Genomic DNA, 22,564 nt, shown 5'->3' on the forward strand with positions numbered 1-22,564 from the left:
CTTCTGATGTTATTCGAGTATTTTCAGCAGGAATAATGAAACATCCGGAATGTACGTAATCACCATTAACCCGATGAGGTTGAACGCGAGAAACTTCATCAACCCCGGCATCATCTCGCTTAAACTCATTTTGGTAATTGTTTGAGCAACAAATATATTGATGCCGAACGGCGGCGTATACATTCCGATCGCCAGGTTCGCAATCATGATGACTCCCAGGTGCACAGGATCGATTCCAAGTGCCATCGCAGCCGGGAAAATCAATGGCGCTGTGACGATAATTGCCGCGACACCTTCCATGAACATTCCCATGATTAACAGAATCAGGTTAAGGAGCAATAAGAAGATGATGACTGACGTAATATTCGTTGTAATCAGTTCTACAATTGTCTGCGGCAGCCGCTCACGTGTCAGAACCCAGCCCAGTACTTGTGCTGCAGCTACAAGCACGAGAACTTGTGCAGATGTAATGGCTGATTCTACACAGATCGTGAAAAACTCCTTCATATTCATTTCTTTGTAAACAAAGTAACCGATGAGGAATGCGTATACAGCTGAAACCCCTGCCGCTTCTGTCGGGGAGAAAATACCGGAATAAATCCCGCCCAAGATAATGACTGGAACGAGCAGTGCCCACCACGCTCTTCCGAAAGTGGCCCCCAGCTCTTTCAGTGATGCCCGTTTGTCTCTCGGTACATTGTTGCGCTTCGCATATATGTATATATAGAGAATGGAAGACAAGCCAAGAACAATCCCTGCCCCAATACCGGCAATGAACAGACTGCCTACCGAAACTCCTGTTACAGATCCGAAAATGATCAATGTGATACTGGGTGGGATAATCAGTGAAACCGCGCCGGAAGATGCCAGCAAGCCTGCTGAAAACGATTTACCATAGCCATTTTTGATCAAATCAGGATACATGATTTTCCCTATTGCAATAACGGTCGCGGGACTCGATCCCGATAAAGCTCCAAAAAACATACTTGCCACCTGGGTCGTCAAAGCGATGCCCCCTGCAAAATGTCCGACAAGTGCCCGGGAAAAGCGGAGAATCCGGACAGACAATCCGCCTCCGTCCATCAGATTGGCAGCGAGGATGAAAAACGGCAATGCCATCAATGCGAATTGATCCAGGCCGCCGAACAACCGCTGGATCAACACCATCGGTTCTGTATTACTTAAAAACATGACCGAAATGAATGAAGCCAGTCCGAGTGAAATAAAAATCGGAACACTCGTAAACAAAAACAATAGCAACAAAATGCCCAAAGTTATTAACATAGTAAGTTCTCCTTTTTATTCTTCGCTGAGTTCCACTCCGCGCAGCATCAAATACGTTCTATGGACAATATGGAAAATGGAAAGCACAGCTCCCAACGGAATTGCCAGATAGATCCAGAATGTTTTTATTTCGAGCGATGGAGTGATCTGGCCTGTATTCATACTGAACAAGACGAGGTCTATCCCGTATTTGACCAGCAGCGCCATGAAGAGGATGGACACCACATTAATGATTGTCTGCAGGATCACTTTCCCTTTTCCGGAAAAATAATTGATCAGCAAATCGACACCTACGTGGATTCCCCGCCTGAAACAAATAGCGGACCCGATAAAGGCGATCCAAATCATCGCGTAGCGGATGAACTCTTCAGCCCATGACGTGTTGGCAGAGAAAAAATAACGCAAAATAATATTGATAAAAAGAACAAGGGTCGCAGCTAGAATAGCTGAACCGACAAAGATGTCCTCGGTTTTCTTCAATATATTCATGACTTCACCTTTTCCATAAAATTAATAAATGCTGCAGCCTTTCAAGAAAACCGCTGCCGGGCAATCACCCTTCGTAAAAAAAGGAAAAAGCAAGAGATTGATCAACGTAAATACGTATTCAAGTCTCCTGCTTTTTCAGTTGAGTTCGGTCAATCAGTTTCCAATTTCATCTTTCACTTTTTGCAGAAGCTCCAATTGTTCCGGTTTGTTGTAAACTTCTTCATGGAACGGCTCGGAAACTTCTCTGAATGCTTGGATCTCTTCTTCCGTGAGCTCGTAGAAATTCACGCCGGAGTCGATGATCTGCTGCTTATAATCTTCTTCCGTTTCACTCAGATTATCCCGCGCAGCCTGTTTGCCTTCTTCTTCAGCTTCCTTAAGGAGCTCTTTCACTTCATCCGACAGGCCATCGTACCAGCCCTGGTTCGCCATCAGGAGGTATGTCATTGTTCCGTGATAGCTTTGGATGACATGGCCCTGGACTTCATGGTAATTGTTCAGGAAAATTGTCTGAAGCGGGTTTTCCTGACCGTCGACAATCCCTTGCTGCAAGGAATTATAAACTTCCGCATACGGGACAGGGATGGCATTTCCTCCCCATAATTTATATTGATCAATGAGCAGCGGAGATTCCATTACGCGCATTGTCAGTCCTTTCATATCATCAGGACCGTGAACTTCCGTATTCTTTGTAGTGAACAGCTTATAACCGCCAGGCCAGAATCCAAGCCCTTCGAAACCGCCGGAGTTCAGCTTGTCTAGAATCTCTTCCCCGACTTCACTGTCGAGCACGCGGTACTTCTCTTCCGATTCAGCCGGCCATAAATAAGGAAGGTCCACCAGCTTGACATCATCCACGAACGGCGTGACTACAGCAGAAGGCTGCATCGTGATGTCAATTTCCCCGATCTGAGTCGATTCGACCTGTTCTCTCAAGCTCCCGAGCTGTGAAGCCGGATATACTTCCACAGTAATGTTTCCACCGGATTCTTCTTCAACGATTTCCTTGAACTTTTCTGCTCCCACATGTTCCGGGCTTTCCAGCGGCTGGTTATGACTGAACGTGATGGTCATTTCAGGATATTCGCCGTCTTCTCCCTGACTTCCCGCACTGCTGTCAGAGTCTCCACAGCCTGCCAGAATCAAGGCTCCAATCCCCAAAACAGCAGCAAATGATTTCACCCTTTTGAACTCCATAAAAAAACCCCTCTCTTTTTTAAAATCTCAGAAACGTCCATACCAACAAGTCCAAATATTTTCACTTGAGAGAATTGTTGTACATTAATTTTACTCTTATTTTCAGAATACTTAAATGTGCGCTGAGCACAAAAAAAGAGGCAACTAATTGTCTGTTGAGACAAAAAGTCGCCGCTGCAGAATCCATTCGCTATTGTTTTTCCTCTGATAACAGTTCATATATTTTCAGGCCGAGGAACAGATTCATCTTCCCCTCGGAAGTCTTCAAGTCACACTGCGTAATATCCTCGATCTTTTTAACCCGGTATTTCAGCGTGTTAATATGTATGAACAATGCTTCCGCTGTCGTTTTCAGCACTTCATCATAAAAGAAAAGCGCCTTTAACGTTTTAATCAATTCATGATTCGTATCCTGCTGAATGAGCTTTCCGACAGTTTCCTGATAAAAGTCCAGCAGCTCTTCGTTATCCTTCAATTGATCGAGCAGGCGGTAAGCCCCAAGTTCATCATAATAGTAAATGCTGGCGGAGTTGTTGATCGTCCGATTCAGCCGGATCGCTTTTTCTGCCTGCATGAAACTGTTCTGGATGCCTTCGGGGCCTTTCTCTTTTCTGCCTGCCCCGATAAATAACGGAACTTTTGATGTGAGCTGTTCAGAAACCATCTGAAGAATTGCCTGGTAATCCCTGGCCTGCAGATCCATCCGTACTTTCAAAATAAAACACATGCGGCCTTTGAGCTGGCAGATCAAGGATTCAGGATGCATCTTCAGAAAAGCATCCTCAATCTGGTATTCCTTGAGCTGAAATCCACTTTCCTCAAAAGAATGCTCCTCCTGAGAACTTACAACAATGCAGACATACTCGTCTTCGCGCGTGATTCTGTGCTTGTCTCCCCATTCGATGATATTCTTTTCCTTGATATTTTCACTGAACAGCAATTCCTGGATGAAGTCTTTTTTGTACTGCTGCTCAATATCATACTTCACCCTTATCTTAAGGAATTCCAATGCCAGCAGGCTGGAAGCTTTTTCGAGAATAGCCAGATCGATGGGCAGATTTTCATTATTCACTTCCCAGCAAGTGATGTTTCCATAATATTCGCCTTCATTGATAATCGGAGCTGCGATACTGGACACCGTTTCTCCATTAAACTCTCTGTGAAAATACAAGGGGCGCTGAATGACGGACAGCTCATAAATTTGTTCTTTTGTTAAGGGAGCAAATTGATGGCTGAATTCCGGTACATCGATGAACGGGAACTCCGCTTCAAGTGTAATTAGATTTTTCGTCAAATACCCGACATTCTCGACGAATTCCTTTAACCCTTTCGTATTTCTGGAAATCTCATGCAAAATCCTGCTCGCCTGCTCCAGATCTTCCTGCAGAACCACTTTCTCATTAAAGATATAGTGCATGACAGGAGACAGGATATCCAGATACTTGATATGATCCGGAATTTCAATGATCGGAAAACCGAGCTTATCACCGCTTCTGATAATTTCTTCCGGTATTTCATCGACGAACTGAGACGGCTTGATTGCCAGCGCAGTGGCACCGGCAATGTGGAGATTCTGCACAAGCATGTTCTGGGCATGTGTATCATCCTTGATTGCAAACAGGGAAGTCAATATGAGCTCTTTGCCCTTCAGCCATTGGACGATTTCAGGCACTTCCATAATGGTTACGCTGTCAATTACTCTCGAAAGACCTTCATGCCCTGCAATCACTTTGCAATCGCCGAACTTCCCTATCTTCATCGCATTTCTTAACGTAATGCTCATGGTGACTGCTCCTTCGAACGCATATAATGTGAGTGCTTTCCACTGCTTCGTATGATTACTTGAATTAAGTCAGCTGGAATTCCTTCTTCAATCCCTCATAATCCAGATCCAGCACTTCGCAGCAGGCTTTCACTTCCGCGAAGAAGTCGAAGTCTTTTTCGACAGGCCGGTCACGATATTCCGAATAAAAGAGGATCAATTCATGCAGCTTCGTGAAAGCTTCAATTTTCGGATCCTTTTCCATCAACTTTCTCCTCACTTCCAGTCCTTTTTCTAAATCAAACCGATTAAAAGATTTGGACTTTTCTTTTTATTATACACTATTTTTGTCGGCTGGTGACAGCTGCTTTGGGCGACACTCATGTCCGCAATTAAAAAAACCGCAAATATAAATATTTGCGGGTTCTATATCGTCATCTCTTCCAAACATTCCTTAACCGGGAATATATGAAGCTTTTTTCACTGCATGATTACCTGCCAAATAACCGAAAGCAACAGCTGGACCTAAAGTACTTCCTGCTCCTGGGTATCCAGGACCCATAATACTTGCTGCCACGTTACCTACTGCATAAAGGCTGGGGATTGGTTCTTCATTAACGTCAAGTACTTGTCCATGTTCATTTATTACGGCGTCTCCTTTTGTTCCAATGGCCCCCGGATAAACGCGGAGTGCGTAATAAGGACCTTTTCCTATGGGACCAACACTTGGATTGATCGGATGCTCTGGATCCCCGTAATACCAATTGTATTCACTTTCTCCTCGATGAAACTCAGGATCCTTCCCATTTAAGGCATGATTATTATATGACTCGACTGTATTTTTCAAATTCTCCGGATTTACTTCAATTTTATTTGCAAGTTCTGTGATGGTATCAGCTTTAACAAGCCAATCCGGATTTTCTTCACCTGGCAAACTCGTGACCACCGTATATTTAGATGTAAATTCGTCGTCAATGATAATCCAGGCAGGAAGATTGATATAGCCATACTCTACTGCATCAAAATAATGAAAAGCCTTAGATGTGTCGTTATAATTAGCTGCTTCATTGACGAAGCGTTTACCGTGCTTATTAACCATAATACTTCCCGGCAATGAACGCTCGCCCCGGGTCATGCGATATAATTGCGTACCTTCAAATTCTTCGCCTTCGATTTTAACTGTAGGTACCCAAAAAGCTTCATTCAAATTCGCTAAATCTGCACCGACTTTCATCACCATTTTAAGCCCATCACCAGTACTCAAAGGTAAACTGGCTGGTGCCGTCAAAGGCCCTCTTAGAAAGCGTTGCCTGTATTTCTCATTCCATTCGAATCCACCAGTTGCTAAAATGACATTTTGGTGCGCGCCGATATTTATGCTCTGTCTTAATTGTGAAAAATTGCTCTCTCTAGTTTAGCGTTTACAGACGGGAATCCTATACGGCCTCACGATGGACTACCAAGTGTTCCTCGTGTCGTCTATGCGCGAAGAATACATCCACGGCAAACGCGGCGACCGTGCCGTCATCAACGGTTATTCGACCGCTTCCAAAGTGGTCGTCGCTGCAGCGCTGATCATGGTCTCCGTGTTCTCAAGCTTCATCTTCACGGATGATATCATGATCAAGCAGATCGGCTTCGCCCTCGCATTCGGGATTCTGGTCGATGCCTTCCTGATCCGGATGATTTTCGTGCCGGCCGTCATGTCGATGTTCGGCGATAAAATCTGGTGGTTGCCGAAATGGCTCGACCGCCTGTTGCCGAATCTCGATATCGAGGGGGAGAAACTGCTGCAGGAATTGGAGAAAGGCGAAAAACAGAACAACTAAAAAAAGAGAGGATGGGTATGTCCTTCTCTTAATTGCCGCCGGTGGTTCCGGCGGTTTTTTGTTTTTTGCGTTTTCCCCTTTAAACCACATGCAAGGGTCTCGTTTTTTTCGCGTCCCTGTGTACCGCACAATTCATGACAATTCCGCCGGTCGCATAAACATGAAAACGCCAAGCTCGGGAATAGTGTCCTCCCAAGATCGGCGCTTTTCATGGTATGCAATTGTAGTGTATTTTCTGAATTCTGTAGAATTGTTTCTTACACAGGGACGCTATTTTTTTATTGTCTACGTAGCACCGTGGGGATCGATCCGGCCGGTTTCTTTGGAGATGCGGGAGCCGTAATACAAACGCAAAAACCCCGCTGCAGCGAATGTGCTGGAGCGGGGTTTTGTATTTCCTTCCAATAGATCAGTTCATCAAATTCGGCAGCCACATGATCACTCCTGGTATGTAGGTTACCATCAAAATCACGATGAGCGACACAATCAGGAAGCCCGGCAAATAGCCGATGGTCGACTTCATGGAAGCGTTGGCGATTTTCCCTGCAAGGAACAGGTTGATGGCCATTGGCGGCGTGATCAGACCGACTGCCAAATTAACGACAACGATAATGCCTGCATGAACAGGATCGAGTCCGGCAATAGTGACGAGGATCGGGTAGACAATCGGCGTCACCAGGATGACTCCTGTCACCGAATCCATCAGCATTCCGATGAAAATCAGGAAGCCTACTACGATCAGGATGATGAGCCAGTTCTGGTCAGTCCACTCCATCAGGACTTCCGCCAGCTTTTGCGGAATCTGCTCGATTGTCAAAAGCCTCGAGAAGATGGTTGCAAATACAAGCGTGATCATCAGCATCGACGTGTTTAACGCAGCAGTCATTGAAACAGATAAGATATCATGCACATTCAGCTCGCGATAAATCAGGGACGCGACCAGGATGGCATAGACGACCGCGACGACCGCAGATTCTGTCGGTGTGAAAAAGCCGCCATAAATGCCGCCGATAATGATGACCGGCATGAGCAATGCCCAGAATGCCGTTTTTCCCGTGATGAAAATCTTGCGTAAACGTTTCGTTTCCACTTGATCCTCAACGGCCGTTTCTTCAAACTCGTTCAAGTCGAAGCGCCGCGAATAGAATTGGTTCACGATGATGAACCCGAAGATGAACAGCAATCCCGGGATGATGCCCGCAATGAACAGATCACCGATGGAGGTGTTTGAGATAAAACCGTACATGACCATTGGAATACTCGGCGGGATGATAGCACCGAGAAATGCACCGGAAGCCGTGAGCGCTGCTGCATATCCTGCGGGATAGTTAGCACGCTTCATTTCGGGAATCATCATGCCCCCCACTGCTGCAACCGTTGCAACACCGGAACCGGATACGGCACTGAAGAAGCCGCTTGCAATGACGGTGATGAGCCCCAAATAGCCCTTCACTTTCCCGACTAAAGCGCCCGAGAACGCGACGATGCGCCGCGAAATACCGCCTTTACTCATCAATTCCCCTGCGTAGAGGAAGAGCGGAATGGCCATCAGCGGAAATGAGTCGAGCGATGAATACAATACGGCTCCGAACATATTTGCGTCCAGTGATGAGCCAAATAGAATATAAATGGCCGACGAAAAGGCGAACGAGAAGACGATCGGTGCGCCCAATAGTAAAACGACAACAAAACTGACAAGCATGAGAATCATGGGCGCTCCCTCATTTCCAGCACTTCTTTCCCTGTTTTCAGAATGTAATGAATCAGGGTCAGAACACCTCCGGTTAGAATCGGCAAGGTAATAAGCCACATCGGCCAGCGCATGATGCTTGTCGTTTGACCTGTGTCCAGGAGTTGTAGGAAGTAACTGCCTGCCAGTGAGACAAGCATGAACGCGAATAGAATTCCCATGACATTGATGATGATGCTCATGATTTTTTCTTTTTTAGGCGTGTTCAGTAATCCATCGATCAAATCGATCCGAATATGATAATTTTGCTGAAACGTCGCTGCAAGCGCTAAATAAGTAAGCCAGATCAACGATATTTTTGCCACTTCCTCAGTCCAGGGAAGCGTGATCGGCAACAGCTTCCTTGATAACACCTGCAAAAACACGGCGGCTGCCAAAATGATCATCAGTCCGGCAGCCAGCATATTTTGCAGCTTTGAACTTATCGTAAAGTACTTTTCAAGCATGAGATTTCCCCCTCATAGCGATTCGAAAATCACTTACTGCGTATAGCCCGCCTCTTCCAGCACGAGGTCGACCAACTCATCTCCTGCTTCACTCCGGATCTGATCGATGAACGGATGGGAAGTTTCTTTGAATTTCGCACGGTCTTCATCTGTTAGATAATACGTTTCAAGTCCGGCTTCTTCCATTGATGAGATGGCTACTTCGTTGAAGTTGCGAATTGCCTCTCTTTCGATTTGCGCTGCTTCCTGTGCCGCTTCCTCCATCAGCGCCTGGTCTTCTTCAGACAGTTTTGCCCAGGCATCTTCACTGATGAAGAATCCGATCGGCGAGTATTGGTGGTTCGACACTGTCAAATAGCTTTGGTGTTCGAACAATTTACCGGCAAAAGAGAGAATCGGTCCGTTGTCCTGCCCGTCCACAACCCCTTGCTGTAAAGCTGTGTAAATGTCAGGGAACGGCATCGGTGTTACTTGTGCACCCAGTTCTGTGTACCAATCCGCCAGCACTTTACTTTCCGGAACACGCATCTTGATTGATGAAAGGACTTCAGGAGACTCCACAGCTGCTACATTGTTTGTGATGACACGAAAATCGTTATGCCCCCACGCTAACGTTCGGATTCCGTTGTCAAGGAGAATCGATGCAAACTCTTCCCCAGCAGGCCCGTCCATAAACGCTTCTGCCTCTTCAAAAGTGGACATCAAAAATGGAATGTCTAGTGCAGTCATTTTTGGATCAAATGCGGAATAAACAGCAGAACTTAGAAGTCCAATATCCAACGAACCGTTTTGAACCGCTTCCAGCATTTCACGTTCTCCGCCGAGCTGTCCGTCAGGGAAAACGGTTATTTGGATCCGGCCGTCCGTTTTCTCGCCAATGCTGTCGGCCCATGCCTGCGCCCCTTCATAGTGCGGGCTCCAGTCCCCGACAACTACGCCTGCTCTGAATTCATGTGAGCCACCTGGTTCCACCGCAGTTGCACTGTCTTCGCTGTCGTCCCCGCCACACGCTGCCAATACAATGATCGAAGAAAGCAAGATTAGCGCCAATAAGTACTTTTTCATTTCATTCACTCCTTCTGCTTGATTACTTTCCATCCAAAATCAATAATTCCGGCTGCTGCAAAATTGTTTTCACTGCATTCATAAAGCGTCCTGCCGGGTCCCCGTCGATGATGCGATGATCGAATGTCAGCGACATCATCATCATTTGACCGATCGTAATTTCATCGTCCACCACAATGGGCCGCTTCTCGATTTTGTGGATGCCCATAATTGCGACTTCCGGATAATTGATGATTGGCGTTCCGAACAATCCACCCGTCATTCCCGTATTCGAAATCGTAAATGTACTTCCGGTCAATTCATGTGCTTTCAGTTTCCGTACCCGTGCCTTTTCCGTTAATTCTTCAATTTCTTTTGCAATCTCGAGCACCGACTTCCGGTCCGCGTGCCTGATGACCGGCACAAGCAAACCGTGCTCAGTCGAAGTCGCGATGCCGATATGAACCGCTCCGTGGTAGTGGATCTGCATCTTCGCTTCATCGACACTGGCATTGAAAATCGGATTTTGCTTCAAAACGCGTGCAGCCGCTTTGATGATGAACGGCAGGAACGTCAATTTGACCGTCTCCTGTTCAGCATATGGTTTCAACTCGTTCCGGAGACGGACGAGAGACGTCACATTCACTTCTTCGACACCCGTGCACATGACCGCATTGCTTTGCGCAAGCGTCATCCCTTCGAATATTGCTTTCCGTGTTCCGCGGATCGGCTCAGTCCAGCCTTCTGCCGCAGGTTCTCTCCGCGTTTCCGGCCGGGCTGCCTGCTGAGGCCTCTGAGCTTCCGGGGTTTCCGACACTTCGGCGCTTTGCTCTTCAATATGCCGCTGCAAGTCCGCTGCAAGAATCTTTCCGCCCTTGCCTGTTGCTTCCACAGTCAACAGATCGACACCTGCTTCCCGCGCTGCTTTCCGGACCGATGGCGCAGCCAAGATCCGCTGCTTCGGCTTCCGTTCTTCCGGTTGCTCCGCCTCTTCCGCTTCTTTCATTTCAGCCGGCAACTTCTCCGGGACATCCGGCACTTCCGTTTCTCTTGCAGCTTCACCTTTCGCACTTTGCTCATCCACGCCTGAAAACAGGACAAGCGTTTCACCCACTTTAACGGGTTCACCAGGCTCAGCACCGAATTTTTCAATCCTGCCGCTGACCGGCGCAGAAATTTCGACAACCGCTTTGTCCGTCTGTACTTCCACGATGTTGTCGTTCTCCTTCACCTCATCGCCGACTTCCACCAGCCAGCCGACAATTTCCGCCTCGTGCAACCCTTCCCCAATGTCCGGCAACGTAAAATCATATGTGGCCATGCAAGCACTCCTTCTCTCCAACTATTATGTGTCTTCCAATACCGTTTTGATCGCTTCATTCAGCCGCTTTTCATTCGGCAGCCAATCCAATTCCACCTGTGCCGTCGGATACGGAGTATCGAATCCGGCAACCCGCAGGATCGGGGCAGATAAACTGTACAGCGCTTTTTCACTTAGGATGGCTGCGATTTCCGCCCCCACACCGCCCGTCTTGACCGCTTCGTGTACGATGATGGCTCTGCCCGTTTTTTCCACAGATGCAGTGATTGTTTCGATATCGATCGGTGCGACCGTGCGCAGGTCGATTACTTCGATTGAAGTTTGGTGTTCTGCAGCCCACTTCTCGGCGGTCGCTTTGACCATGTGCACCGGCGGACCCCAGACAATGATCGTCAAGTCTTCGCCCTGTCTCAACACATTCGCCCGTCCGATCTCAATGGTGTAATCTTCTTCAGGGACTTCCTCCTGGAAGGCCCGGTATAATTTCATCGGCTCCAAAAACAACACAGGATCCGGATCACGCATGGCCGCCGCCAGCAGGCCTTTTGCATCGTAAGCCGAACTTGGCATGATAATCTTCAGTCCCGGCGAATGCAGGAAGATTGCTTCCAGACTATCGGAATGTAATTCCGGTGTGCGGATGCCACCTCCGTACGGCGCTCTGACGACCATTGGGGCTGTTTGCGTGCCGCCGGAGCGGAACCGGAGACGCGAAGCTTGCGCAGCCATCTGGTCCATCGCCTCGTAGATGAATCCCAGAAACTGAATTTCTGCCACTGGCCGCAACCCTCTTGCAGCCAACCCGACCGCTGCCCCGATAATCGCAGACTCAGCGATTGGTGTATCAACTACGCGCTTTTCACCGAATTGCTCAAACAAGCCATCGGTCGCCCGGAAAACGCCTCCATTTTTCCCGATGTCTTCCCCCAGTAACAACACGCGGTCATCTTGTTCCATTTCATATTTGAGCGCCGAATTGATCGCTTGTACAATCGTCATCATCGTCATTGGCGGCTGGCCTCCTCAACTTGCGCTTGTTGTTCGCTCAATTGCGCTGTTTTTGTTTCGTAAACGTGCTCGAATACATCTTTCAATTCGCTGGCCGGGGCAGAAGATGCAGCCTGGAACGCTTCCGATACTTCCGCATCTGCCTGTTCATAGAGCGCGCGGTCCTTCTCTTCATCCCATATCCTCTGCTCAGTCAAATATGTTTTCAGTCGCACCAGCGGATCTTTTGCTGTCCACGTTTTTTCATCATCCGCCATGCGATATTTCGTCGGATCATCCGCCGTCGTGTGCGGTCCCTGGCGGAATGTTTCTGCTTCGATCAGTACCGGCTCGCCCGCCTGTGCTTTAGCAATCGCTTCTTTCATGACCGTGTACACGGCGACAGCGTCGTTTCCGTCTACCCGCACTCCTGTGATGCCATACGCCAATGCTTTCTGCGCAATCGTGCGGCTTGCCGTTTGTTTACTCACCGGTACGCTGATCGCCCATTGGTTATTCTGGACAAAAAAGATAATCGGTAATTTGTAGACGCCTGCGAAATTGAGCGCTTCATGAAAATCTCCCTCGGAAGTTCCACCATCGCCGATGTATGCAACACTAACGCTCTCTTCCCCTTTGTACTGGCTCGCCCACGCACCTCCGACCGCATGGAGGAATTGGGCCCCGATGATGATCTGTACCGGAAAGACGTTTGCCTGTTCCTGCGCCAACCCTTTCAAATGTCCCATCGCATACAGCAGGAATTGAGACATCGGCACGCCCCTGACCATTGAGACGCCAATTTCCCGGTAACTGGGATACACCCAGTCATTCTCCCGCATCGCGAAAGCGCTTCCAATTTGCGCCGCCTCTTGTCCCTGTAACGGCGCATACGTACCGATCCTGCCCTGGCGCTGCAGCTTCACCGCCCGCTGATCAAACACCCGCGCTCTCACCATCCATTCGTACATGCTAACCAATTCCGCTTCCTCGACAGGCATTTCCTCTTTCAGCGCCTTGCCTTGTTCATCAATGTAGGTGACTTTCTGAAAATCTAATTGGCTTTGATCCATCCACATTTCGAAACCTCCAATAATTTATCAAAACATATTTTATATTCTGTTAATTCATTTTATAAATAAGTTGACATGATGTCAACTTATAATTTTTTGAAAATCCCTTCTCTGCAGAAGAGATGCCGTTAATTTTATTGAAAAAGCCCGTACGTATAAACCTCAGCTATATCCGAAGCAATTTCTTTGTAATCCTTTGTGACTCTGCCAAGAGCGATTTCCCATAAATAATGCTGGCCCGGATAATAAAGCGCACCAGCTACCACACGGGAATCGTAGTCCGGATTGCGGATCAGCCCCATCTCCCTGACTATATCAACGTTTTTTGAGATACGGACGATGAACCGCTCCGTAATCTCCTCCCAGCGCGTACGAAGCAAATCCGACTGGCCGAATGCCTCATAAAATAGCGCCAGCCATTGCTGGTGCACCGTGGCCAAGTGTAAAAAGTTCACGACGTTCTGATACGTGAACGCAAACGCCTCTTCTTTGTTCTTCGGCGTATAAGTTACCGAAGCCACTCCGTAAAAATCTCCCATGATGTCTTCCATTATATTCAGCAGCACTTCTTCTTTTCCCGCAGGAAAATGCGAATAGACTGTTCCGTACCCCGTATTCGCGCGCTCTGCAATCAACGTCACCGTCGCTTCCTTGAACCCTTTTTCCAGGAACACTTCCTTTGCCCCGTCTAAAATCTTCTTGCGTGACCGCTCTCCACGCAGCACGTAACCATTTTTTTTCTCTGTTGCCACTGACCCAGCCTCCTTCGTAAAACGATAAAGTTTTTTACTAGCTTACCATATTGTGGCGGGCCAAGGAGGGGGATTTCTTATTGGAGCTACCTTATTTTGATATAAATAAGTGAAGAAGCTGGGTTTTTAGTTCGCTATATCTGCTCAATGACTTAATGCAGTCTCCACCTTTATGGGAATTTTTTCTTCCAATAAAAAAGCCATAACCAGGTATATTCACCCCAATTATGGCTGATAACTAAAATACTTAATAAGCTATCGAAGTTTTGTTTTCCAGCTACCCTTTTAATTTCCATAAATTATTAATACTCTCATTTTTCAATTCACAGGTGGCTGATTGATGTCTATAGGTTGCTGGCTTTTTTTATAAAATGGAAGTACTTGGTGACCTCCCCAATAGAGGAGAACACTAAGCGGTAAACTGACCATCCAAGACACCGGCAGGAAAACAATGCCGATCAGGCCGCTTCCCAACAATACGCCAAGGCCAAGCCAATTATAACTGACAGTCGTGCTATAAAGCTCTTCTAAATTAACTTTCTGTTTCCGTACCAGATAGTAATCTGCAAGTAAGATCCCCAACAATGGACCAAGGAAGGCTGAATAGAACGCAATAAATTGATTAAACGCGGAACTTGTGAGAAGCAGCCACGGGAAAGTAATGATACTTAAAAACCCGACTACAATGACTGCAACGCCCCATTTCATGTCAAACATTTCTACTAGGACAAGCGCTGGCGGTTTAATGTTGATTGTTAGGTTTGTTGTAAACTGAGCTACTACGATAAAGAACATCATGGCCACAGCTACAATAGGACTCGGGATAACAGATACCAGGGCTTGTATTGGATCCCAAATACCAGTGGCTGCAGCGGATAAGATTCCAATGATCAGCATGAGAATGAACATTGGAACAATACCAAAGAAATGACCAATCCAATTATTTTTCGGCTTATTTTCCAAATATCTGCCGAGATCCCCATTGTTAATTGATGCAGTGATTAGCACTCCTACAGATGCTGTGATTGCTACAAAAAATGGCATTCCCCAACTTCCTTCAGCCTACCAGTTCGCTGAGAGGTTCAATCCCCCAAGTTGAATAAGTTGATAAACAATATAAATTAAAAAACCAAGAACGACTACTGACAATATAGAATCGAACCATTTAATCGATTTGATTCCAAAATAAGCGATTGTTGTTTGAGCGATTTGAAAGAGAATAAAGAAGAGCCAAATGTTCCCCCATCCCCAGATTGTTTCAGTGATAAATACCATAGCACTTGCACCAATCCAAGAACCGATTCCATACCAAAAAACAGCAGGTATAACACGAATGAGCGAGGCAATACGAGCTCCTTTATAGCCAAATGCAGCTCGTGCCTGAACGATGAACGGGATGCCATGCCTGATGCCTGGTTTAGAATTCAGAACAAACATAACCCATAGGATCATCCCGGAAATAACCGCAACGCTTAATGCTTGGAATACATTTAATGAACCAACCGGCGGAAGAAACGATTGACCAACTATGAAAATTTGTATAACAACCATAGAGGAAATCCACATAGCAATGTAAGATGGTAAACCGAATATTCTTTCATTATCCGGAATTGGATTCATTGAATCTCTTTTTGAGTTTTGTGTAAGTTCCGAAGTTGGCGAGCCCATATTGTCCACACTCCTTCTTTATTTTTCATTTAGCAATTCCTTCACCGTGTCCAGTAACACTTTAGTTCCTTGTGCGATATCATCTTGGTCAGCCCATTCTTCCCGTTGGTGGCTAATACCTTTCCTGCATCGCACGAAAAGCATACCCATTTCAGCAATCTCAGCAACCAGCATTGCATCATGACCTGCGCCACTGATCATTGTATGGGGCTGCAGACCAAGCGCTTCCATACTGTTTTGGAGTTTCTTTGTGAGTCTCGGTGTGCAGGAGACTGGAGGCACACGCATTCCCTCATTTATTTCCCATTTTAATCCCCTCTCTTTACTTACCTCTTCAATTTTCAACTGTATCTCTTCGAAAAGCTTTTCTCTTCTGGACAAATCGATATCTCTTAAATCCAATGAAAAAGTAACCTTTTCCGGAATAATATTGCTTCCTCCCGGATACGTTTCGACAATACCAACGGTTCCAACTGTTTCAGCATGGAGAGGGTCAGTACATAGATTTTCAATGTAGAGAATAATCTCTGCAACCGCTGGTATTGGATCTTTTCTTAAATTCATTGGTACTGTACCAGCATGCCCTGCTTCTCCAGATACGGTAACCGTCATCCAATGGGGACCGGCAATGTGGGTAACTACCCCCACTGCCAGTTCCTCTTTTTCTAAAGAAGGCCCTTGTTCGATATGCATTTCCAAATAAGCATGAATATCGTTAACCCCGAGAACTGATTCATTGATTTTTTCCGGATCTATCTCATCTGAAAAATCACGGAGCGCTTCATAACGACTAATAGATTGTTCGTCTTGCCGATTTAAATCCAAAGCTGTGATCTTCCCGATGATTCCTCTACTTCCGAACAGACCATCGTTAAAGCGTGATCCTTCCTCTTCACAAAATGCGATGACTTCGAAAGGCCGGTCATGGTCAAATTCCTCTTCCTGCAAAACTTGTGCAATCTCCAATCCGCCCAAAACACCGATGACTCCATCGAAACGGCCTCCATCTCTCACTGAGTCAATGTGAGAACCTACCACTACTGGCGATAAATCGGCTTGCTTTCCTTCCTTCCTGCCGATTAAATTTCCAAAGTGGTCGTAACGGACTGCCATACCAATTTCCTTCATCCATCCAATGACAAGATCATGCCCTTTTTTATCTTCCGCGCTCAAGGCTCTGCGGGTCACTCCCCCTTCTTCACTCCTTCCGATTTCTCCTAACTCTAAAATTCGATTGAATAAGCGCGTTGAATTAATTGTTTCTGATATTTGCATAGCTTCCTCTCCTATCAATTCTCTTACGAATTTCTGAGATGTTCTGTTGCTTGCATATCTAGTTTCCCGTCTCTAGTTATAACCACTCCGTATTCTGTTTCAGCTTGCTCTTTTGAAATATAGTCATCCAAAAAGTCTTCAAACACCGCTTGAGGCGCCCGCTCAAAAGGATTACCGTATCCGCCACCGCAAGGACCTGTCATTTTTAACGAACTTCCTTTTACAACTACTGTATTGGGAATTTTTGACGGTAAGCTCATCTCTTCTTCTTCAGGCTTACGTATTGAAAGAGCTCCTACTTTTCCATCATTACCGCCCGCAAACCCCCATGGCTCGTATTTATGACCATCTCCTTCAACGGAGAAACTCCCGTCTTCAAGGAATGTCATTTCTCTAATTGACCCGATCCCGCCACGCCATTTACCAGGAGCACTGGAGTGGTTACGGAGTTCATAACGAGTTACTCTCAATGGATAATGAGACTCGATATCCTCAATTGGATTATTTCTAGTATTTGCATATAGCGTATCGACAGAATCCATACCATCCTTGCCATAACGCCCTCCATAGCTGCCCTCCATAATATCCATATATACCCAGTAATCTTTCCCACGTTTTCCGCTCATTGCGAGAACCTTTAAATTCCCCACGCCTGCGCTCACTTGTTTTGGCACAACTTCCGCTAGTGCTTTCATCAAAGTGTCTGCTACGACATTTCCTGGAGCAAAACGGGCAATTGTTGGGGCCGGGAAAATCGGATTACATAGAGTCCCACTTGGCGCAATGATTTTAATTGGACGTGTTAAACCCGTGTTCTGCGGGAAGTTCCCGTATTCAGTCGAATCTAGTAAAATCGAACGCAATGTCAAATAAATCGCAATATTAACTGTTCCTTCGAGCGGCATATTAATTGGCCGATCATCCACTTGTTTAGATGTACCTGTCAGGTCTACCTCTAGCTCATCGCCTTTCACTTTCAAAGTCACTGTGATTTTCAAATCTTTCTTAGCGGGATCATCGCTGTCCAAGTAGCCATCCATTAAACCTTCAGCCTGATATTCTCCATCCGGCAGTTTACTGATTGCATTCCGCATCATTTTTTCCGAGTAATCCGTTAATGCTTCTGCTGTTGCTTCAACAATATCAAGCCCATATTTTTCGACAATCTCTAGATAACGCTCGGCTCCAATTCGTGCTGCAGCAATTTGTGCTTCAATGTCTCCGACTACCATGTCTGAACTCCGAATATTATCTCTTAATACATTCCAGATAAATGTGTTTTTCTTTCCTTGCTCATATACTTTTATCGCTTTAAATTGCAGTCCTTCAGCATAAGCATCTACAGCATCTACAATCCCACAACTTCCTGGAGTCGACGCTCCTACATCTAAATGATGAGCAGTTGTAACAGAAAACCCGATCAGTTCTTCTTGGTAGAAAACCGGCACACAAATTCCAAAGTCTGGACCATGAGAAGCTCCATGATAAGTGGAGTTGTGTAAAATAATATCTCCCGGCTCATACTGCTCGTTTCTCTCCATCATAATGGTATTGATTCCTTTTACATATCCTGGAATCGGCCCTGATTGCAGTGGAGTGCTATGCGAAGATTCACACAGCTGGTGACCCGCAAGATTAACAAGAGCACACCCGAAATCCTCTGACTCGCGAATAATACTCGAATAGGACATCCTTGCAAGTTTGTGTCCCATCTCGATAGCAGCATTTTCCAAAGCACCTAAAACTACCTGCATAGTTATTGGATCAAGAACTGTTTTTGCTTTTGTTTCAAGCGTCATGATTGGTCACCAACCTTAATAATAAGATTTCCAAATTCCTCAAGGGAAAATGAATTGTCCGGTGGAATTACAGTTGTTGTGTCTTTTTGGAAAATAATCGCTGGCCCTTCAATTTGTATCCCAACCGGCAATAGTTCTCTCTGATAATGAATTGTTTCTATTTTTCTAAGTTCACCTTTATGTCGGAATGTCACATTTTCCGTTTTAACGATTGCTTCTTCCAAAGTGCTCCGTTCATTCATTTTCTCTTTGTTCAACTTCGGCATTTTACCCAAACCTGTAACACGGATATTCACAATTTCAATAGGTGATTCTTTGAAAGCATGTCCATATTCGTTACGATGCATTTCATGGAACAGATCAAAATACTTTTCAATATTTTGTCCAATCAACTCCTCATTTGGAAGTGGTACGCGAAGTTCGTAACCCTGTCCAACATAGCGGCATTCAGCAAAGCGCAGCATAGAAACATCTTCATCATTTACATGATCGTCAATTAGCTGCTGTCTCAGACCTTCTTCGAGTGCTTGGAAATCTTCATTCAATATGCCAAGCTCTAATTCGCTGCTCAGCATGAATTCCGTTTTAATCACATCATATTTTAAATCAGTTGTTAGGAGTCCTGTTGCTGAGTTGATTCCTGGATAAGGCGGGATAACGATTTCCGGAATTTTGAGTTCACGAGCGACATCGACCGCATGGAGCGGTCCAGCACCACCGAACGCTACCAGTGAAAATTCTCGAGGGTCCGCACCCTTTTGAATGGTTTTCTCTCGAATTGCATTGGCCATATTATTATTAAGGATTCTCAAAACCCCTTCAGCCGTCTCTTCCTTCGTCATCCCCAGCTTGTCGGCCAATTCGCCAATCACTTGATGTGCTGCTTCGGTATGCAGCTTCATTTCACCGCCAAGGAAATTCTCCTGATCCAACCTTCCTAATACAACGTTTGCATCACTGACAGTTGGGAACGTTCCGCCATGACCGTAACATGCTGGACCTGGTACTGAACCTGCGCTTTTTGGTCCTACTTTGAAGAGACCGCCTTCATCGATATAGGCTATGCTTCCTCCTCCTGCCCCTATTGTGTGAATATCAATCATTGGCACCATGACTGGATATCCAGCAATCCATGTATCTCTCGCAGAAGCTTCACCAAATCCGTCCTCTGTCACAATACCGATATCAGCACTTGTTCCACCAATGTCAAACGTTATAAGTTTTTTCCGATCAGACAATGCACCCGCATAGGCACCACCAAGAACTCCTGCTGCCGGTCCTGAGAGTAACGTATTGACAGGTTTTGCTGCAATATTTTCGGGAGTTGCAACTCCACCGTTTGAACACATAATATGGAGATCTGCAGAAATATTCGCTGACTTAAGGCCCTCTGATAAATTTCCTACATAGTTTTTCACTTTTGGTCCAATAAATCCATTCAAACCAGCCGTTGTGAACCTCTCAAATTCTCTGAATTGAGGAGACACATCAGATGACGAGGTAATGAAGGCTTCGGGATATTCTTCTTTGATAATCTCCACAACCCGTTGTTCATGCTCAGGGTTAATATACGAGAACAGAAACCCAACAATAATCGACTCAACCCCAAGTTCTTTCAATTCATTGACTGCTGCACGTACTTCGTCTTCATTTAATGATTTGATGACTTCCCCTTTTTTAGGACCCATCCTTTCGCTGACAGTCTTCCTATTTCGTCTTTGAATGAGTGGCTGGTTTTGCCATGGAATATCCTGCATAATAGAATAGTTCTCCGGCCGCTGATGCCGTCCAATGTGCATAATGTCTTTATAGCCCTCCGTAGTAATCATTCCAGTATGGGCACCATCAAATTCAAGGATTGCATTAGTACCAATTGTCGTCCCGTGAAAAATATGATTGATTTCCTCAATCACTACATTATGAAGCTTAGACAATTCTAAAATTCCATTAATTACACCCACAGACGGATCCTCTAACGTTGTGGGAAGTTTATGAATAAACGTCTTATGCTTCTCCGTGTCGTTAAAAAATACATCAGTAAATGTTCCGCCTACGTCTACTCCAAAAAGTTTCATAATTCTCCTCCTTTAGATGTTCTTATAAATATACTTAGCAAAAAGTATGCCAACTCTAAAACCTTGTTATATCAAGCTTTTAAAAACTGTACTAAAAAAACCCTTTGCTAATATGCAAAGGATTTAGAATTGAGCGACTATACAGACTATTCCTATACGATTGTTACTTCTTGCAATAATGCATTTAAATTGCGTTATTGCAAATTGACGTCGTATTTTTTCATTTTCCGGCTGACGGTAGAGACATCTACTTTCAATTGCTGAGATATTTCACTTAAATTGTCGCAATTTTTTGCTGCTTCAACTAGAATCTCCTTCTCAAAGCGCTCCATTTTTTCTTTCAATGTCCCTCCTATATCATTGGGGTGTCGCTGAGATTGGTGTTTTTCATTCATCTGTTCCGGTAAATCTTCGCGTTCTATTTTACTTTTTGCAGATGTAATCACTAATCTTTCAATTATATTTTCAAGTTCTCGAACATTTCCAGGCCATTCGTAATTCGTAAACCGATCAATTGTATCTGTTGAAAAATTACAAGAACGTTTGTATTTTTTATTGAATACGGTTAAAAAATGCTGTAATAGAAAAGGAATATCTTCCTCCCTCTCACGTAAAGGTGGAATTGAAACAGGCACAACATTTAGCCGGTAAAATAAATCACTTCGGAATGTTCCTTTCTCCACCATTGATTCTAAGTTCTGATTCGTTGCTGCGATAATACGGACATCTACCTTAACCGGAACCGTCCTGCCAATTGGCATAAAAGATTTTTCCTGTAATACTTGCAAAAGCTTAGCCTGTGTTTGTAGAGGCAACTCGCCGATTTCATCTAGAAATAAAGTACCTTTGTCAGCAGCTTCGATTAATCCTTTTTTGCCTTGCACATTTGCTCCTGTAAAAGAACCTTTAACATACCCGAAAAGCTCAGATTCAATCAAATGTTCGGGCAGCACACTGCAATTAATATGAATAAAAGGCTGCTTTTTCCGATCACTTATTTCATGTAAATGACGGGCAAATACACCTTTTCCGACACCGGTTTCCCCGAGAAAAAGTACTGTTGCATCAGTTTTAGCCACTCGGTTCAGTAAATAATATACCTTTTCAATCTTTAGCGATTTGATGATGAGTTTCTTGTCTTCATATCGTTTATTTACCTCATTTACTAAGAGTTCAACTTCTTTCTCAGCTTTCTTTAATTTCTCTCTAAGGATTGATTCTTCTGTTACGTCTTTAGAAATGTTGAGAATCTTCTCAAGTGATCCGTTTTGATTAAAAATCGGAATTCCCTGAACATATAACCGTTTATTTCCTTTTGTATATTGCGTCAAGTTCACTTCTTTTAAAGTCTCCAATACTTTTTTTGTAGAAGATAGGCTGACAATACCAGCCCCTTCCAACTCAAAAATCGATTTGCCTACAAAGTCCTTCATCTCGATGCCCATTATTTTCTTGCAGTTTGAGCTGACCCGCTCGACTACGCCTTGACTATTGACGATAGTAACAAGCTCTCCACTGGAATTCAAAATTGATTTCAACTCTTCTTCAATATCTTTATACCGCTTACTATTTAAAATCATCTCATCAAATTGCTCCGGATCAATGGGTAATACGAGCACCCTCTGCTTATCCAACTCTTTTATATGATAAGCCTCTTTTCCGCTGCCGCTCAAAATGATAGATTCACCTTTGTGTTTTTTAATGGAGAGTACTTTGCACAATTCCTTCTCCACCGGCTCCCCTTCTTCAATCACCGATTGGTAGCTTTGACCTTTTTGATCTATTATGAAAATACTCAAGTTTCCGCCCCCTT

At 45.1% G+C, this 22,564-nt stretch carries 18 protein-coding genes and 1 pseudogene; 1 reads left to right on the plus strand and 18 read right to left on the minus strand.

Annotated features, from left to right (window positions below; all coding sequences use genetic code 11):
* Window positions 1-9: 9 nt before the first annotated feature.
* The 6 genes from GIW82_RS06525 to GIW82_RS06550 form a co-directional block, all read right to left on the minus strand.
* Entirely contained in the window at window positions 10-1,284 is a 1,275-nt protein-coding gene (locus GIW82_RS06525) for a TRAP transporter large permease (protein WP_154749049.1), read from the minus strand.
* Window positions 1,285-1,299: 15 nt separating this feature from the next.
* Window positions 1,300-1,773 carry a TRAP transporter small permease gene (locus GIW82_RS06530; protein WP_154749050.1) on the minus strand — a complete coding sequence of 158 codons (474 nt, stop codon included), beginning with the start codon at window positions 1,771-1,773 and terminating at the stop codon, window positions 1,300-1,302.
* 153 nt (window positions 1,774-1,926) lie between these two features.
* A complete protein-coding gene (locus GIW82_RS06535) occupies window positions 1,927-2,955 on the minus strand; it encodes a TRAP transporter substrate-binding protein (RefSeq protein WP_370456114.1) in 1,029 nt (342 codons plus the stop codon).
* A gap of 205 nt (window positions 2,956-3,160) precedes the next feature.
* Complete coding sequence (locus GIW82_RS06540) at window positions 3,161-4,753, minus strand: PucR family transcriptional regulator (RefSeq protein ID WP_154749051.1); 1,593 nt, start codon at window positions 4,751-4,753, stop codon at window positions 3,161-3,163.
* Between the two features lie 64 nt (window positions 4,754-4,817).
* The gene (locus tag GIW82_RS06545; protein WP_154749052.1) at window positions 4,818-4,997 is read right to left on the minus strand and encodes a hypothetical protein; all 180 of its coding nucleotides are present in this window, start codon (window positions 4,995-4,997) and stop codon (window positions 4,818-4,820) included.
* A 189-nt stretch (window positions 4,998-5,186) separates the two neighbouring features.
* On the minus strand, window positions 5,187-6,110 hold the full coding sequence (locus GIW82_RS06550) for an FAD-binding protein (protein WP_370456174.1): 924 nt from the start codon (window positions 6,108-6,110) through the stop codon (window positions 5,187-5,189).
* Between the two features lie 55 nt (window positions 6,111-6,165).
* Between GIW82_RS06550 and GIW82_RS06555 the strand changes: the two genes are divergently transcribed.
* A complete protein-coding gene (locus GIW82_RS06555; RefSeq protein WP_370456175.1) occupies window positions 6,166-6,561 on the plus strand; it encodes an MMPL family transporter in 396 nt (131 codons plus the stop codon).
* A gap of 409 nt (window positions 6,562-6,970) precedes the next feature.
* On the opposite strand, the gene GIW82_RS06560 is transcribed toward GIW82_RS06555, so the two are convergent.
* The 12 genes and pseudogenes from GIW82_RS06560 to GIW82_RS06620 all read right to left on the minus strand — a co-directional run bounded on the left by GIW82_RS06560 (window position 6,971) and on the right by GIW82_RS06620 (window position 22,550).
* Entirely contained in the window at window positions 6,971-8,272 is a 1,302-nt protein-coding gene (locus tag GIW82_RS06560) for a TRAP transporter large permease (RefSeq protein WP_154749053.1), read from the minus strand.
* Window positions 8,269-8,757 carry a TRAP transporter small permease gene (locus tag GIW82_RS06565; RefSeq protein WP_154749054.1) on the minus strand — a complete coding sequence of 163 codons (489 nt, stop codon included), beginning with the start codon at window positions 8,755-8,757 and terminating at the stop codon, window positions 8,269-8,271. The genes GIW82_RS06560 and GIW82_RS06565 overlap by 4 nt, the downstream gene beginning before the upstream one ends.
* A gap of 33 nt (window positions 8,758-8,790) precedes the next feature.
* On the minus strand, window positions 8,791-9,822 hold the full coding sequence (locus GIW82_RS06570) for a TRAP transporter substrate-binding protein (protein WP_195913969.1): 1,032 nt from the start codon (window positions 9,820-9,822) through the stop codon (window positions 8,791-8,793).
* A gap of 22 nt (window positions 9,823-9,844) precedes the next feature.
* Window positions 9,845-11,122, minus strand: a complete 1,278-nt coding sequence (locus GIW82_RS06575) for a dihydrolipoamide acetyltransferase family protein (protein ID WP_154749056.1) — start codon at window positions 11,120-11,122, stop codon at window positions 9,845-9,847.
* Window positions 11,123-11,146: 24 nt separating this feature from the next.
* On the minus strand, window positions 11,147-12,130 hold the full coding sequence (locus GIW82_RS06580; protein ID WP_154749057.1) for an alpha-ketoacid dehydrogenase subunit beta: 984 nt from the start codon (window positions 12,128-12,130) through the stop codon (window positions 11,147-11,149).
* A complete protein-coding gene (pdhA, locus tag GIW82_RS06585) occupies window positions 12,127-13,188 on the minus strand; it encodes a pyruvate dehydrogenase (acetyl-transferring) E1 component subunit alpha (protein WP_154749058.1) in 1,062 nt (353 codons plus the stop codon). Before pdhA ends, GIW82_RS06580 begins: the two co-directional genes overlap by 4 nt.
* 128 nt (window positions 13,189-13,316) lie before the next feature.
* On the minus strand, window positions 13,317-13,934 hold the full coding sequence (locus GIW82_RS06590; RefSeq protein WP_154749059.1) for a TetR/AcrR family transcriptional regulator: 618 nt from the start codon (window positions 13,932-13,934) through the stop codon (window positions 13,317-13,319).
* A gap of 318 nt (window positions 13,935-14,252) precedes the next feature.
* Window positions 14,253-15,602: pseudogene (locus GIW82_RS14850) on the minus strand (NCS1 family transporter).
* An 18-nt stretch (window positions 15,603-15,620) separates the two neighbouring features.
* Window positions 15,621-16,877: a Zn-dependent hydrolase gene (locus GIW82_RS06605; RefSeq protein WP_154749062.1), complete on the minus strand. Its 1,257-nt coding sequence runs from the start codon at window positions 16,875-16,877 to the stop codon at window positions 15,621-15,623.
* 23 nt (window positions 16,878-16,900) lie between these two features.
* A complete protein-coding gene (locus GIW82_RS06610) occupies window positions 16,901-18,676 on the minus strand; it encodes a hydantoinase B/oxoprolinase family protein (RefSeq protein WP_230309207.1) in 1,776 nt (591 codons plus the stop codon).
* A complete protein-coding gene (locus tag GIW82_RS06615; RefSeq protein WP_154749063.1) occupies window positions 18,673-20,751 on the minus strand; it encodes a hydantoinase/oxoprolinase family protein in 2,079 nt (692 codons plus the stop codon). The genes GIW82_RS06610 and GIW82_RS06615 overlap by 4 nt, the downstream gene beginning before the upstream one ends.
* A gap of 194 nt (window positions 20,752-20,945) precedes the next feature.
* A complete protein-coding gene (locus tag GIW82_RS06620; protein ID WP_154749064.1) occupies window positions 20,946-22,550 on the minus strand; it encodes a sigma-54 interaction domain-containing protein in 1,605 nt (534 codons plus the stop codon).
* Window positions 22,551-22,564: the final 14 nt, after the last annotated feature.

It is taken from the genome of Planomicrobium sp. YIM 101495, from assembly GCF_009707665.1.
In the GTDB taxonomy this organism is placed as follows: Bacteria; Bacillota; Bacilli; order Bacillales_A; family Planococcaceae; genus Planococcus.